At 71.5% G+C, this 14,100-nt stretch carries 14 protein-coding genes and 2 tRNA genes; 4 read left to right on the forward strand and 12 right to left on the reverse strand.

The genetic code is table 11. The annotated features are described in order from the left end of the window. Window positions 1-44: 44 nt before the first annotated feature. A complete protein-coding gene (locus tag MR1_RS11950) occupies window positions 45-1,649 on the reverse strand; it encodes an amidohydrolase (protein WP_067246875.1) in 1,605 nt (534 codons plus the stop codon). A 7-nt stretch (window positions 1,650-1,656) separates the two neighbouring features. Next, window positions 1,657-2,457, reverse strand: a complete 801-nt coding sequence (locus MR1_RS11955) for a hypothetical protein (protein WP_157518117.1) — start codon at window positions 2,455-2,457, stop codon at window positions 1,657-1,659. A 142-nt stretch (window positions 2,458-2,599) separates the two neighbouring features. On the opposite strand from MR1_RS11955, the gene MR1_RS11960 reads away from it, so the two are divergent. Further along, window positions 2,600-3,721, forward strand: a complete 1,122-nt coding sequence (locus MR1_RS11960; RefSeq protein ID WP_067246881.1) for a M24 family metallopeptidase — start codon at window positions 2,600-2,602, stop codon at window positions 3,719-3,721. 133 nt (window positions 3,722-3,854) lie between these two features. Here the strand turns inward: MR1_RS11960 and MR1_RS11965 are convergent, their stop codons facing one another. The 5 genes from MR1_RS11965 to MR1_RS11985 form a co-directional block, all read right to left on the reverse strand. Then, window positions 3,855-4,712 carry an ABC transporter ATP-binding protein gene (locus MR1_RS11965; protein ID WP_067246884.1) on the reverse strand — a complete coding sequence of 286 codons (858 nt, stop codon included), beginning with the start codon at window positions 4,710-4,712 and terminating at the stop codon, window positions 3,855-3,857. After that, window positions 4,709-5,608: an ABC transporter ATP-binding protein gene (locus MR1_RS11970; RefSeq protein WP_084344576.1), complete on the reverse strand. Its 900-nt coding sequence runs from the start codon at window positions 5,606-5,608 to the stop codon at window positions 4,709-4,711. The genes MR1_RS11965 and MR1_RS11970 overlap by 4 nt, the downstream gene beginning before the upstream one ends. Then, window positions 5,605-6,510, reverse strand: a complete 906-nt coding sequence (locus tag MR1_RS11975) for an ABC transporter permease (protein WP_255218145.1) — start codon at window positions 6,508-6,510, stop codon at window positions 5,605-5,607. The genes MR1_RS11970 and MR1_RS11975 overlap by 4 nt, the downstream gene beginning before the upstream one ends. Beyond that, window positions 6,507-7,574, reverse strand: coding sequence for an ABC transporter permease (locus tag MR1_RS11980; protein WP_231819489.1), 1,068 nt, complete (start codon window positions 7,572-7,574; stop codon window positions 6,507-6,509). Before MR1_RS11980 ends, MR1_RS11975 begins: the two co-directional genes overlap by 4 nt. A gap of 74 nt (window positions 7,575-7,648) precedes the next feature. Further along, window positions 7,649-9,241 (reverse strand): ABC transporter substrate-binding protein, encoded by a 1,593-nt coding sequence (locus MR1_RS11985; protein ID WP_067246888.1) that lies wholly within the window; start codon window positions 9,239-9,241, stop codon window positions 7,649-7,651. Between the two features lie 132 nt (window positions 9,242-9,373). On the opposite strand from MR1_RS11985, the gene MR1_RS11990 reads away from it, so the two are divergent. Further along, on the forward strand, window positions 9,374-9,949 hold the full coding sequence (locus tag MR1_RS11990) for an Lrp/AsnC family transcriptional regulator (protein ID WP_157518120.1): 576 nt from the start codon (window positions 9,374-9,376) through the stop codon (window positions 9,947-9,949). 11 nt (window positions 9,950-9,960) lie between these two features. Here MR1_RS11990 and MR1_RS11995 read toward each other — a convergent pair whose 3' ends face one another. Then, on the reverse strand, window positions 9,961-10,302 hold the full coding sequence (locus MR1_RS11995; RefSeq protein WP_233460024.1) for a hypothetical protein: 342 nt from the start codon (window positions 10,300-10,302) through the stop codon (window positions 9,961-9,963). A 96-nt stretch (window positions 10,303-10,398) separates the two neighbouring features. Here MR1_RS11995 and MR1_RS12000 point away from each other — a divergent pair, with 96 nt between their 5' ends. After that, window positions 10,399-10,959 carry a hypothetical protein gene (locus MR1_RS12000; RefSeq protein ID WP_067246892.1) on the forward strand — a complete coding sequence of 187 codons (561 nt, stop codon included), beginning with the start codon at window positions 10,399-10,401 and terminating at the stop codon, window positions 10,957-10,959. A gap of 20 nt (window positions 10,960-10,979) precedes the next feature. Here MR1_RS12000 and MR1_RS12005 read toward each other — a convergent pair whose 3' ends face one another. Then, window positions 10,980-11,438, reverse strand: a complete 459-nt coding sequence (locus MR1_RS12005) for a winged helix-turn-helix transcriptional regulator (protein WP_067246895.1) — start codon at window positions 11,436-11,438, stop codon at window positions 10,980-10,982. A 74-nt stretch (window positions 11,439-11,512) separates the two neighbouring features. On the opposite strand from MR1_RS12005, the gene MR1_RS12010 reads away from it, so the two are divergent. Continuing rightward, window positions 11,513-12,928 carry an MFS transporter gene (locus tag MR1_RS12010; protein ID WP_255218146.1) on the forward strand — a complete coding sequence of 472 codons (1,416 nt, stop codon included), beginning with the start codon at window positions 11,513-11,515 and terminating at the stop codon, window positions 12,926-12,928. Window positions 12,929-12,981: 53 nt separating this feature from the next. Here the strand turns inward: MR1_RS12010 and MR1_RS12015 are convergent. From MR1_RS12015 to MR1_RS12025, 3 genes are all read right to left on the reverse strand, one after another. Continuing rightward, a tRNA-Ala gene (locus MR1_RS12015) sits at window positions 12,982-13,054 on the reverse strand. A gap of 40 nt (window positions 13,055-13,094) precedes the next feature. After that, window positions 13,095-13,171: transfer RNA gene (locus MR1_RS12020), tRNA-Ile, on the reverse strand. Between the two features lie 117 nt (window positions 13,172-13,288). After that, the coding region (locus MR1_RS12025; RefSeq protein ID WP_067246899.1) for a DUF4097 family beta strand repeat-containing protein at window positions 13,289-14,100 on the reverse strand (812 nt) is incomplete at its 5' end.

The following is a 14,100-nucleotide window of genomic DNA, read 5'->3' on the forward strand; positions in this document are numbered from 1 at the left end:
TGCCGGTCCGGGAATACGATCCGGCGGCCGCTCGCCGCGCAGCCTCAGACCACGCGGCGTCCGGCCAGGTACGTGGCGCGCACCTCGGTCTCGGCGAGCTCGTCGGGCGTCGCCTCCAGAGGATCACGATCGACGACGATGAGGTCGGCGAAGAGGCCCGGCGACAGCGATCCGACCTCGTTCTCGCTGAACAGCTGCCAGGCCGCGTTGACGGTGTGCGCGGCGAGCGACTGGCGCCGGCCGACCGGGGACCCTCCGGGCATGACCCGCCCCGTCCGGCTCGTGCGCGTCTCTGCGACCGCCATGTTGCGGAACGGCTCGGTGGGAGTGACCCAGCCGTCGTTGTGGAAGCTCGCCCGGTGGCCGGCGGCGAAGGCCGCACCGGCGTCGGCCCAGGCACCACCGCGCTCCGGCCCGAACAGGTCGTCGACGAGGACGTCGCCCCAGTACGTGATGTGATCCACGAAGAGGCTCACCGTGACCCCGAGCGCGGCCGCACGGCGGAACTGCCCGGGGGTCATGGCCCCGACGTGCTCCAGACGGTGCCGGTGGTCGACGCTGCCGTGTCGACGGATCAGCTCCTCGTACACGTCGAGGGTCTGGTCGATGGCGAGGTCCCCGTGGGCGTGACAGGCCAGCTGCCACCCTGCGGCCGCGTAGGGCTCCGCGATGGCGAGCAGCTCGTCGGGGGAGTAGTTCGTCCGCCCGACATGTCCCGGCTCCAGCCCGAGCGCCCGGGTCGCCTCCGTGTCGAGGTAGGGGAAGCTCGTGGCGATGTTTCCGATCCACGGCGAGCCGTCCGACCAGGTCTTGACCCCCACCTGACGTGTCATCGCATCGCCCGCGCCGCGGGCGCGCGGAGCGCCCCCGGGGCGGGACATCTCGTACCAGCGCAACCGCACCGGCAGGCGGCCGGCAGCCCGCAGCGCCTCGACCGCGGGGTTCAGGGCGGGGTTCCAGCTCAGGTCGGCGACGGTCGTGCATCCGCGCCGGGCAAGGTCCTCGACGTGCGCGCCCAACAGCCCGACGATGTCCGCCTGCGCCGCCGACAGCAGCGGTGCCGTGACGATCTCGACCGCGCGCGCCTCCTGAGCGACCCCGGACAGATCCCCGGACGCGTCTCTCCCGAACGAGGCGCCGGGCGGGTCGGGGGTGTCGCGGCTGATCCCCGCGACGTCCGCGGCCGCGGTGTTGAAGTAGGCCGAGTGGCCGGAGTTGTGCACGATCACGAGCGGCACGGACCCCGCCATCTCGTCGAGGAGGGCGCGTCCCGGTTCCGGCAGACCTCGTTGCAGCAGCGCATCCCAGCCGTTCGCGAAGACGCTTCCCGAGGACTCGGCCGCACGCGAGATCGCAGCGCGAAGGGTGTCCATCACCTGCGCGGCCGTCGGCACGACGACCGGACGCAGATCGACGACCCGATCCGACAGCAGCACCGCTGCCGTGCCCGGATGGCCGTGCGGCTCGATGAGCCCCGGCATGATCCACCCGTCCAGTCGTTCCCGCTGCGCCGACGGGTGGGCCGCGGCGAGCGCGTCCGTCGCGCCGACCGCGAGGATCCGGCCGTCGTCGTCGACGAGCACGGCCTCGGCGAGGTCGGGACCCGTGGGGGCGAGCGGTCGGACGCGCCCCGCGAACAGGATGCTCATCGCGGCGCTATCCGACCGGGGTGATCTCGACCGGGCTGCCGAGGTCGTGATAATACTGCGTGGCCGTCTCGGTCAGGCCGAGGAACGAGACCGTCCCGGTCGCTCCGACCGGGATCCATCCGTCCGAATACCAGAGCTCGTACGCGTCCACGCCGACACCGCCCCAGGAGAAGGCGGCGTCGCTCACGATCCGGTAGGCGTCGACGGTCGTCCCGTTCGGCAGCTCCACCGGGGCCGGCTCCTGCACGGTCCAGGCCGGGCTCGCGGCGATCAGGTCCACCGTCGCCGCGGGATCCGCGAAGATGCGCGTGAGCTCCCCCGCGATCCCGGCGATCATGACCTCCGGGTCGGCGGAGGTGACGTCCCCCGCGATCGGTCCGGTCCCGCGGTCGATCCACATCTGGCCACCGATGTAGGTGACCTCCATCGAGCCCTCGGCGTCGTCGATCGTGCCCTGCATCTCGAAGTCCGGGGCGTAGCGGAATCGCACCTCGCCGTTCTGCGACCCGCTGCGGATCGTCTCCCGTCCGCTGCCCGTGCTGCGCAGGGCCATCGCCACGCAGGCCCCCAGCGTGGCGCCGTCGTAGGCCGCGCCGGGGGAGAGCGGCAGCGCCGCGCATTCCGCAGGGGACGCCCAGGTCTTCTCCGACGGCGTCGGGGCGGGGGTGGGCGTCGCGCTCGGCAGCGGCGAGGGCGTCGACGCCTCGGCGGAGGGCGATCCCGTCGGCGCCGGCGCGGTCGCGGTGCAGCCTGCGAGGAGCGCCGCGAGAACGATCACCGCACCGGGCACGAGCGCACGCATCCTCATCGACGTTCTCTCCTTCGGGGCACGGGGTCCCCTCGATGCTAGCGGTGTCGGCCTCGTCCTGCTCGGCGGCCGGGGACCCGTGTGGAACGATCGGCTGCGCGCCACGGCCCGGGCGAGACCGCGGGGCAATAGCGTGGGGGACATGAGCGCATCTCCCTTCGCCGCCGAGGTCTACGCCGCCCGTCTCGACCGCGCCCGCACGCTGGCCGCGGACGCCGGCCTGGACGGACTCGTCGTCGGCCCGGGACCGGACCTGCAGTACCTCCTCGGGGTGGAGGGCGACACGATCGAGCGGCTGACCGCACTCGTTCTGCGCCCGGGAACCGACCCGGTCGTGGTCGTGCCGCGGATGGAGCTCGCGAAGGTCCGGGAGACCGCCGTGGGCACGCTCGGCCTGCGCATCGCGGACTGGGTGGACGGCGAGGATCCCTATGCTCTCGTCACCGCTGCGCTCGGCTCCCCTGCCCGCGTCGGGGTGTCCGACGCCCTCCCGGCCCTGCATGTCATCCCGATCGGCGAGGCTTTGGGGGTCCAAGTGGAGCTCGCGACACCGGTGCTGCGTGAGAGCAGGATGATCAAGGACTCCGCGGAGATCGAGGAGCTGCGCCGTGCCGGATCCGCCATCGATGCGGTGCACCGGGCCGTGCCGGGGCTGCTGCGCGCCGGACGCACGGAGCGGGACGTCGCCGCGGACATCCATGCGGCGATCCTCGCGGCCGGTCATCGCTCCGTCGAGTTCGTCATCGTCGGGTCCGGCCCGAACGGCGCGGACCCGCACCACGAGGTCTCGGACCGCGTGATCGAGGACGGCGACGTGGTCGTGGTCGACATCGGCGGTGCCGTGCCGTCCGGCTACAACTCCGACAGCACGCGCACGTACGCGGTGGGCACGCCCTCCGCGGAGGCGGCGCAGCGGATCGGGATCCTGCAGAGCGCGCAGCAGGCCGCCGTGGACGCCGTGCGCCCGGGTGCCACCGCCGCGGAGGTGGACGCGGCCGCGCGGGACGTGCTCTCCGCGGCGGGGCTCGGCGAGGCGTTCCTCCACCGGACCGGGCACGGGATCGGCGTCTCGGTGCACGAGGAGCCGTACATCGCCCCCGGGAACGATCTCGTGCTGCGCGAGGGCATGGCGTTCAGCATCGAGCCGGGCATCTACTTCCCGGGCTCGTGGGGAGCGCGGATCGAGGACATCGTCGTGGTGACCGCCGACGGCGCCGAGCGCCTGAACAACGCCCCGCACGGGCTCACCCCCGCCGGAGGCTGACCGAGGAGCGCAACGACGAGGACGCCCTGCCCCCGGGTCACCGCGTTTCGACTCGCTCCGCTCGCTCAACGACCGAGAAACCCACCCGGACGTTGAGCGAAGAGCGCAGCGACGAGACGAAACGCAGCGCCGGTCAGCGGGTGCGGTCGAGCGCCTCCGGGATCTCCGCGGACCACGCGGAGGGCGCCTCCGACGCCGGGGCGGCGGGGAGCACCCCGGCGCCGTCCGGGTGCGGGATCGCCGCCAGCAGCGCCTCGGTGTACGGGTGCACCGGATCGGCCCACACCGTCGCGGTCGGTCCCGACTCCACGATGCGGCCGCGATACATCACCGCGACCCGGTCGGCCATCAGCCGCACCACCGAGAGGTCGTGCGAGATGAAGAGCATCGCCGCCCCGGAGGCGACGCACAACTCCCGCATCATCGCCGCGACCGACGCCTGCGCCGAGGCGTCGAGGGCTGAGATCGGCTCGTCGGCGACGATCAGATCCGGGCGCGCGGCGAGCGCCCGCGCGATCGCGACCCGCTGGCGCTGACCCCCGGAGAGCTGGTACGGATAGCGGTCGGCCAGCGCCGGCGACAGCCCCACAGCCTCGAGCCAGTGCGTCGGGGGCTCGACCGCCGCGCCGCGGGCGCGCGCAGCGCGGGATCCCTCCGCGATCTGCTGCGAGACCCGCAGCCGCGGGTTCAGTGAGGAGTTCGGATCCTGGAACACCATCTGGATCGCCGTGAGCTCCTTCGGCCGGGTGCGCAGGCCCAGCGGCGGGACGGCCCGGCCGCGATAGCGCACCTCTCCGCCGCGGGGGCGCTCCATCCCCACGACGGCGCGCGCCGTGGACGACTTCCCGCAGCCGCTCTCGCCCACGAGGGCGAGCACCTCTCCGGCGGCGATGTCGAACGAGACGCCGTCCACCGCGCGGAACGCGGACCGCCCGCCGTACTCGACGACGAGATCGCCGACGTGCAGCACCGGGGACCGGGGATCGCTCACCGCTTCTCCTCCTCGTTCACGGGTGCCTCGTTCACGGGCGCCTCGTTCGCCTGCGCGCCGCTCCGGTGCGGGCAGCTCTGCTCGGCGGCCGGGGCGTCCACCAGCGGGTCCTGCGCGTCGGGCATCGCGTCCAGCAGCTCCCGCGTGTACGGGTGCTGCGGGTCCGTGAACACCTGCCGGCGGGACCCGGACTCGACGATCAGCCCGCCGCGCATCACCGCGACGTCGTCGGCCACGGCGCTCATCACCCCCAGGTCGTGGGTGACGAGCAGCACCGCGAGGTCCCGCTCGGTGGCGAGGTCGCGCAGAAGGTGGAGGATCCCGGCCTGCACCGTGACGTCCAGCGCCGTCGTGGGCTCGTCCGCGAGCAGGACCTCCGGGTCGCAGGCGAGCGCGATGGCGATCGCGATGCGCTGCCGCTGACCGCCGGAGAACTGATGCGGGTACTTCTGCAGCGCCTCGTCGGGGTTCGGCACGCGGACGAGCGCGAGCAGCTCTGCCGCGCGCGCACGCGCCTGGGCGCGCGAGAGCCCGCGATGCGCGCGCATGCCGTCGGCGAGCTGGGAGCCCACCGTGATCTGGGGGTGCAGGCTCGCGGACGGATCCTGGAACACCATGCCGATCCGCTTCCCGCGGACCCGTCGATACGCCCGGTCGCCCATTCCGACGAGCTCGGTGTCCCCGCCGAGAAGGATGGATCCCGATGCGGTGCCGCCCGCGGGGAGCAGGCCGAGCACAGCCATCGCGGTCATGCTCTTGCCGGACCCCGATTCGCCGGCGAGGCCCTGCACCCGCCCGGCGACCAGGTCCAGGTCGATGCCGCGGACGACCTCGGTGCGGTGCTTCCTGCTCTGCCCCAGCTCGACGCGGAGGTCGCGGATCGCGAGCACGCTCATGCCTTCACCTCCACGGCCGTCGGAGACTCGGCCTCGCGCTCCCGCGCGGCGAGCGGGTCCAGCGCGTCGCGCAGCGAGTCCCCGATGAAGTTGAACGCCATCACGACCGTGAGGATCGCGAGGCCGGGGAACAGCCCCAGCCACCACGCCGAGGTGTTCTGCATCGCCGCGGCGATCATGGTCCCCCACTCCGGCGTCGGCGGCTGGGCGCCCAGGCCCAGGAAGGAGAGGCCCGACAGCAGCAGGATCGCGGTGCCGATGTCGAGCGAGGCGAGCACGAGGACGGGACCGGCGATGTTCGGCAGCACGTCGCGGATCAGGGAGCGCAGCGGCGAGGATCCCAGGAGACGGCCGGCGACGACGTAGTTCTGCGTGCGCAGGCCCAGCACCAGCGACCGCGTGATGCGGGCGTACGGCGGCCAGGCGACGATGATGCCGGCGATCACGGCGTTCATGATCGACGGCCCGAGGGAGGCCGCGATCACCATCGCGAGGATCACCGTCGGGAACGCCATCACCATGTCGGTCAGGCGCATGAGGACCTCGTCGATCCATCCGCCCAGGTAGCCGGCGACGGCGCCGACGATGGTCCCGACGACCATGGCGCAGACGACGAGCATGAGCGCGAGGGGGATGGTGGTCTGGGCTCCGGTGAGAAGACGCGAGAAGACGTCGCGACCGTTGGTGTCGGTGCCCATCAGCGCGTCCGGACCCGGAGGCGACAGCCGGGGGAGGTCCTGGGCCAGCGGGTCGTGCGGCGCGATCACGGGTGCGAGGACGGCGACGATCAGCCAGCCCACCGCGATCACGGTGCCGACGAGGGCCAGGGGCGTGCGCCAGGCGCGCGGGAGCAGCGGCCGGCGGCGCTTCGGCGCGATCTTCTCAGGGATGACGAGGTTCACGACAGCCTCACCCGGGGGTCCAGGACGCCGTAGAGCACGTCGACGACGAGGTTGATGACGAGATAGATGACCCCGACGACGAGGCCGACGCCGGTGACCGCGAGCAGGTCGAGGTTCTTCGACGCGTTGTAGGCGTAGGTGCCCAGTCCCGGCCAGGCGAACACGGCCTCCACGAGCACGGTTCCCGACAGGAGGCTTCCGAAGGCGATGCCGACGAGGGTCAGGATCGGGAGGGCGGCGCCGCGCAGGACGTAGCCGACGACCACGCGGCGGCCGGACAGGCCCTTCGCACGGGCGGCACGGGCGTAGTCCATGTCCAGCACCTCGAGCACCGAGGTCCGGACGAACCGGGTGAGGGTCGCGATCGTGAACAGGCTGAGGACGAGGACGGGAAGCGCCAGGTGGCTCGTCGCATCGAAGAACCCGACTGAGTCGCCGTTGAGGATGTAGTCGATCGTGTAGAACCCGGTGATCCGCGGCGGCGGCGTGATGGTGGGCGAGATGCGCCCCGAGCCGGACACCCAGTGCAGGTTCATGAAGAACAGCTGATAGGTGAGGATCGCCATCCAGAAGGTGGGGATGCTGAGGCCGATCAGGGTCACGACCCGGACCACCTGGTCGGTGACCTTGCCGCGGCGGTAGGCGGCGAGCGTCCCGAGCACCACCGCGACCGCCAGGCTGACGAGGATCGCGTAGAAGGCCACCTCCGCCGTCGCGGGAACGGCCTTCGCCAGGTCCTCCGAGACGGATCGGCCCGTGGTCATCGACGTGCCGAGATCGCCGCGCAGGAGGTTGCCCACGTAGAGGAAGAACCGCACCCACACCGGCTGGTCGAGACCGTACTTCTCCCGGAACGCCTCGACGGTGGCGGGGTTCGAGGAGGCGCCCTCCCCGAGCGCGGCGCGCACCGGGTCGCCGGGGACGACGACGGTGAGGGAGAAGGTGACCAGCACGATCCCGAACAGGAGGATCACGCTCGTCACGGCGCGGCGCGCGAGGAAGCGCAGCAGCGTGTGCTGCGCTCCGCGCACCGTGCGGGTGGCGATGGCTTCGGTCTGTGTCACGGGGGGACTTCCGTCGGGCGGGCGGGCGAAGTGACGGCGCGGCGGGGACGACAGGCGCGTCCCCGCCGCGGCGCTCAGCCGGCGGGGTGCAGGGCGCGCAGGTCGAGCGTCCAGGTCACGTTGTACTCGAGCCCGGCGACCGTGTCGTCGCTCGCGACGTTGTTCCCGGGGACGATCAGCGGGACGAACGGACCGCTCTCCTGCATCGCCTCCGCGAAGGCGGTGAAGTCGGCGTCGCGCTCGTCGCTGCTCGTGGCGCTCTTGGCCGTGGCGACCAGTTCGGCGATCGGTGCGGAGGCCGACGCGGGCCATCCGGCCCGCAGGCCCACCTTCTCGCCCGGGCCGAACGGCAGGAACGAGGAGGAGTCGGCGTAGTCCGGGCCCCAGTACCAGAGCGAGAACGCCTCCTTGCCGGCGACGTACGGCTCGACCTCGGTGGCGAACGGCGCCGGGGCGAGCTCCACGCTGATGCCGACGGCCTTGAGCTGCTGCTGCACGCGCTCGGCGACCGGGGTGAACTCCACGCCGCCGACCGGGTTGTCGTTCGGGAACTGCAACCTGACCGTCTCGCCGGCGTAGCCGGACTCCGCGAGCGCGGCCTTGGCCCGCTCCGCGTCCGGCTTCACGCCCTCCGCGAGCGCGCCGCCGAACATCGGCGGGATGACACCCGTGGCCTGGACGGATCCGGCCCCGGCCAGCTCCAGGAGCTTGTCGTAGTCCAGCGCGTAGCGGACGGCCTCGGCGAACTTCGGGTTGGCCGTGACGCCGCCGACGGCCGGGTCCTGGTTGACCAGGAGGAACAGCGTCTCCGCGGACGGGACCGAGTCGACCACGAACCCGTCGCCCAGGTCGGCGACCTGGTCTCCGGAGAGGTCCACGGCGACGTGCGAGTCGCCGCCCTTGAGGTTGGTGAGCTGGGTGGCCGACTCGGGGATGTTCCGGACGACGATCTTGTCGTAGGCGGCCTCATCCGGGCCGTCGTACTCCTCGTTCTTCACGAGCACGACCTGCGAGGTCAGATCCAGCGACTCCAGCGTGTACGGGCCGGAACCGGCGGAGGCGCCGTCGAGGTACTTCTGCGCGGCGTCGGAGGTGTCGGTCGTCCCGCCCTCCTTCTCGACGGCCTTCGCGTTCAGGATCGACAGCGACGGGTTCGTCACGATCGCCGGCAGCTGCAGCGACGGCGTCTCGGTCGTGAGCGTCACGGTCTTGTCGTCCACCTTGGTGACGGTGATGCCCGCCATCAGGAAGTTCGCCTTGGAGTCCGTCAGCCCCGCGACGCGCTCGAGCGAGAAGACCACGTCGTCCGCCGTGACCGGGGACCCGTCGGAGAAGGTGCGTCCGTCCTGGATCGTGAAGGTGAACTCCGTCGCGTCCTCGTTCTGCTCCATCGTCGCCAGCGACGGCTTGGGCGTGTGCGAGTCGGTGCCCTCGAAGGTGAGCAGCGTGTCGTACACCGCGTGGATGATCATGTTGCCGGTGGGCACGTAGTTGCGCCCCGGGTCGCCGGTCTCCAGGGAGAAGGCGGTGTCGACGACGAGGGTTCCCCCGCCGTCCGCGGACGAGTTCCCGCCGCCGTTCGCGGAGTTTCCTCCGGAGCATCCGGCCAGCGTCAGGGCGGCGGCCGCGAGCAGTGCGGCGGCGGCGCGGCGATGTGAACGAGCCACGGGCGTTCCTCCTCAGTCACGGCTGGACGGGTCGGATTCTCGCCAGCCATTTTCCGGCACTATATCCGAGGCATCGCGCCTATTTCGCGCAATCCATTGATGCGTTGGACCCCATGAGGCAATATGTCCAGCATGAACGCCGATGATCACGCGTCGACTGGACGATCCGCCGCCGCGATCGACGAAATCGGCTTCGACATCCTCCGGGTGCTCCGAGACAACGGTCGGATCTCGATCGCCGCCCTCGCTCAGGAGGTCGGGATCTCCCGGGCGAGCGCCTACTCGCGCGTCGAGGCGCTCACCCGCGCCGGCGTCATCTCGGGCTATTCGGCCCGGGTCGACACGGCGAAGGTCGGGCTCGGAGTGAGCGCGCTGGTCTTCTGCACCATCCAGCCGCAGAGCTGGCACTCGTTCCTCAGCTCCGTCGGCGAACTCCCCGACGTCGAGTCGGCCCGGGTGACGACCGGGGAGCACGACGTCATGCTGATCGTGCGCAGCGTCGACGTGGAGACGATGCAGTCGCTCGTGATCGGCACGATCGCCGCACTTCCGGAGGTGACCAAGCTCGAGACGGTGATCGTCCTCGGCGAGATCTTCCGCCGGCCCTACGTGCTGCCGACGGACATCCCCGCGCGCGAGCCGATCTCCGTGGAGACGGGCCTGATGGGTTTCACCCGTACGGACCCGACGCGTCAGACCCGGGTCTGACGGATCAGGCGTCAGATCTGCCGGCAGACGCTGACGTGGTCGACGCCGTCGACCACGAAGTCCTCGACGAGGCGGATCCGTCCGTCCGCGTCGTGCTCGACGCGACTCACCGCGTCGCCGCGCACGACGGAGCCGTCGGACACGAGGGCGTGGGCGAACGAGATCCGCACCTGGTCGTCGGCGAGCTCGCCCACGAAGCGTCCCTCGGTCACGGTGTCACCGGTGTATTCGCCCCAGACCAGCCGACCGTCCTGGTGGTAGTCGAAGGTGGTGGGCGACTCGGGGTCGACGGCGCTGGCCGTGGAGGAGACCATCGCGAAACGCAGCCCGTCGAGGGAGAGGGGGGAAGGCATGACGACGAGTATGGCGGTCCGCGGACCCGATCCGCCAATCCGCACGCTTGACGGGTCGCCGCGGGTGCGGGAGCATCTCGGCCAGGAGGAGACGATGTGACGACCCCCGCGCGCGCACCCGGTCCGACGCCGTGGCGACGCCTCTGGCCGGCCGCGTCGGGCGTGCTCGTCGCGGCCGCGACGGCGTATGCGCTGACCGACGGTCGCGGTGCCGCGCCCGTGGTCGCCGCCTCCGGTCTCGTGTATCTCGCCGCCGCGGCGTCCGGACGGCGTGGCGCCGCCTGGGTCTCGTTCGCCGTCGCCTTCGTGCTCATCGCGATCGACAAGTTCACGGCGTTCGACGCGGTGCCCTGGCTGCTCGTGCTGGCCGGGGCCGTGCTCGTCGCCGGGCTCCTGCTCCGCCGCCGCGGACCGTGGTGGATGCTCCCGCTGCAGGCCGGCGCCATGGTCGCGTTCGGGGCGATCGCCGCCGTCGCCCTCGCACTTGATCCGCGGTGGGGCGGACTGCTCGTCGCCGCAGGACTTGTCGCCCACGCCGCGTGGGACATCTGGCATCACCGGACGGACCGGGTCGTCGATCGCTCCTTCGCGGAGTTCTGCGCCGTGCTCGACGTCCTCGTAGCGATCGTCGTGGCCGTCGTCTCCCTGGTCCGCTGACGGATCCGCCGCCGCCTCGGTCAGGACGCGACGGCGGTCCGCTCGGCCTGGGCTCGGTCGAACTCCTCACGGGCGCGAGCGATCCGGTCCTGGTGCTCCTCGGTCCACACGACGAGGGACTGGACGGTGTCGTGGAGCGTTCGCCCCATCGTCGTGAGCCGGTACTCGACCCGCGGGGGCACCTCCGGATAGATCGTGCGGTGGACGAGGCCGTCGCGCTCCAGGTTCCGAAGGGTGACCGTCAGCATGCGCTTGCTGATCCCGGCGATCTCACGGCCGAGCTCCCCGAAGCGCATCGACTTCGCATCCAGGAGGGCGATCACCAGCAGCGACCACTTGTCGGCGATGCGGTCGAGGATCTGCCGCACCTCGCAATCCTCCCGCGCATCCCACTGGAACGGGTCCCGATCGTCACGGCACTCGGCCGGGGCGGGCACCTCGAGGGAACCCGGGTACGTGGAAGTGCCTTCTTGTGCCATGGATCCATGGTGACCGAACATGGGCGAGGTTACAAGGAGTAACCAGGATCCGATGAGTGACCGAGGAGCGAGCCGTGACCGACCTGAAGACCCCCACCGGATCCGCGCCCGTCACCCCACAAGGCTCCTGGGGAGTGCTCGCCGTCGTCACCGGCGCGCTGTTCCTGGAGGGCATCGACATCGCGATGCTCAACGTGGCCGTGCCGAGCATCGCGTCGGACATCGGTCTCGGCACGGGATCGGCGCACTGGGTCATCAGCGCGTACGTCCTCGCATATGGCGGATTCATGATCCTCGGCGGCCGGGTCGCGGACCTCCTCGGCCGGCGGCGGGTCTTCCTCGTCGCGCTCGGCGTGTTCGCCGCGTTCTCCCTTCTCGGCGGCCTCGCGCACGAATCGTGGGCGCTGATCCTCGTGCGCCTGGTGACGGGTGCGGCCGCCGGGTTCATGACCCCGGCCGGATTCAGCCTGCTGACCACCAGCTTCCCGGAGGGCCCGCGCCGTGGCAGAGCGCTGGCGATCTATGGCGCGATCGGCGCCGCCGGCTTCTATCTCGGAGTGGTCGCCGGAGGCGTGATCACCTCGTTCGGGTGGCGGTGGGTGTTCTTCGTCCCGGCGGTGATCGCCCTCGTGTTCCTCGTGGTCGGCTCGCGCACCGTGCCGCGCGGCGGCGGGGCGACCGCCACCGGGCGGGCGCGATTCGACGTCGGCGGCGCGGTGACCCTGACGGCCGCGATGATGTCGTTCATCTTCGGCGTCGTGACCGTGGGGGAGCATCCCGGCGATCCTGTCGGGCTGTCCGCGCTGGGATCGTCCGTGCTGCTGTTCGCCGCGTTCCTGGTGATCGAGCGGCGCGTGCCGGAGCCGCTCGTCCCCTCCGGGGTCTTCACTCAGGGCCGGCTCCCTTGGATGAGCGCCGTCGGGATGCTGTTCATGGGCGGATTCATGGCCTGGCAGTTCCTGCTCACCCTGTTCCTGCAGGAGCACCTGGGATGGGGGCCCCTCGAGACCGGCCTCGCCTTCGCGGCGATGATCGTGGAACTGCTCATCGCACCGTCGCTCACGCCGCGGATCGCCGCGCGGTGGGGAAACCTGCCGACCCTCGCGGCGGGACTCGTCGCCATGACGATCGCCTTCCTCCTCACCCTCCGTCTCGACGCCTCGTCCGGGTTCCTCGACCTGCTGCCGTCGCTTCTCCTGATCGGGGTCGCGTTCGCCCTGGTGTACGGGCCCCTCACCGCCGCCGCCGTGGAGGGGGTGGAGCCGGATCGCCACGGCGTCGCCGGCGGGATCGTCTACACCGGGTTCCAGTTCGGGGCGGCGCTCGGCGTCTCGGTCGCCACCATCGTGCTCGCCGCCGGTGGCGGTTCCACCTCCGACGCCGACTACGCCCGGGCCCTGTGGGTGCCGTTCGTCGCGGTCGTGCTCTGCCTCGTGACCGCCGTCGCGTCCCGCGTCCGCCGCCCGGCCGGACAGAGCGTCGCCGGATAAGACCCCGATATGAAGAAGAGCGCCGTGCCCTCGGGCCGGCGCTCTTCCACCTGTGGAGCCTAGGAGATTCGAACTCCTGACATCTTGCTTGCAAAGCAAGCGCTCTACCAACTGAGCTAAGGCCCCGAACGGGATCCGACGGATCCTGCGGGTGTTCAGTTGTGTGTGGTGGGGCTACCAGGACTTGAACCTGGGACCTCTTCATTATCAGTGAAGCGCTCTAACCGCCTGAGCTATAGCCCCGCATCAACCTCCAAGACTTTACCGGATCCCGCCGCGATCACGAAATCGGCGCCGGTCGCCGCAGGCCCGGGGACGGAAGCCGTCGTCCCCGGGCCGAACCGTCGCGCGCCGCCGCGGTCAGCGGCCTTCGCGGACGCTGATGCTGCCCGCCGCGACCTGCACCGTGACGACGCTCCGCGCCGACGCGCTGGTCTGCAGACCGTTGTCGAAGCTACCCGCGGCCACCTCCTGATCCACCGCGTACGCGCCCCGCGGAAGGATCACGGTCATGGACCCGGCGGTGGCGTCGAGAGAGACCTCGTCGGGCTGGGATCCGGTGAGCTCGGCCTCGAGACGACCGGCCGACATCGTGAGGTCGGCTTCGCGCACGCCGTCCAGGGTGAGATCGGCCCGGCCCGCCGAGATCTGCGCGGAGACCGATGTCGCCGACCCGTCCACCGTCATGGCACCGGCGCCGAGCTCGAGATCCAGCTCGCGGAAGTCGCCGCTGGCGGTCAGGGATCCGGCCGAGAGCTGGAGATCCGCGTCGAGGCGCCCCTCCAGCTGCTCCGGCAGCGTGAGCACGACGACCACGTCATCGCTGCTCCAGCTGCCCCACCACCCCCACCATCCCCATCGCCCGTTGGGCCCGTCGACGCGGAGGGTGTCCTCGTCTCGGCGCATCTGCCACTCACCCGGGGAACGTCCGTCCACCCGGAGCTCGGCATCGGTCACGTCACCGAAACGCACCGTGACGTCCGAGCCGCCGGCGTCGACCTCGAGGTCGGTGATCCCGTCGATCGGGGCCGTGAGTCCGTGCGCCGACCCCGCGGGCCGGAACTGACCGGTGGCGGCGAAGGCGGCGCCCCCGCCTGCTCCGAGCAGAGCGATGCCGCCGACGATCGCGGCCACGATCGTGATGGCGCGACCGGCGCCGGAGCCGCCCGAGG

It is taken from the genome of Microbacterium resistens NBRC 103078 (assembly GCF_001552355.1).
Lineage (GTDB): Bacteria > Actinomycetota > Actinomycetes > Actinomycetales > Microbacteriaceae > Microbacterium > Microbacterium resistens.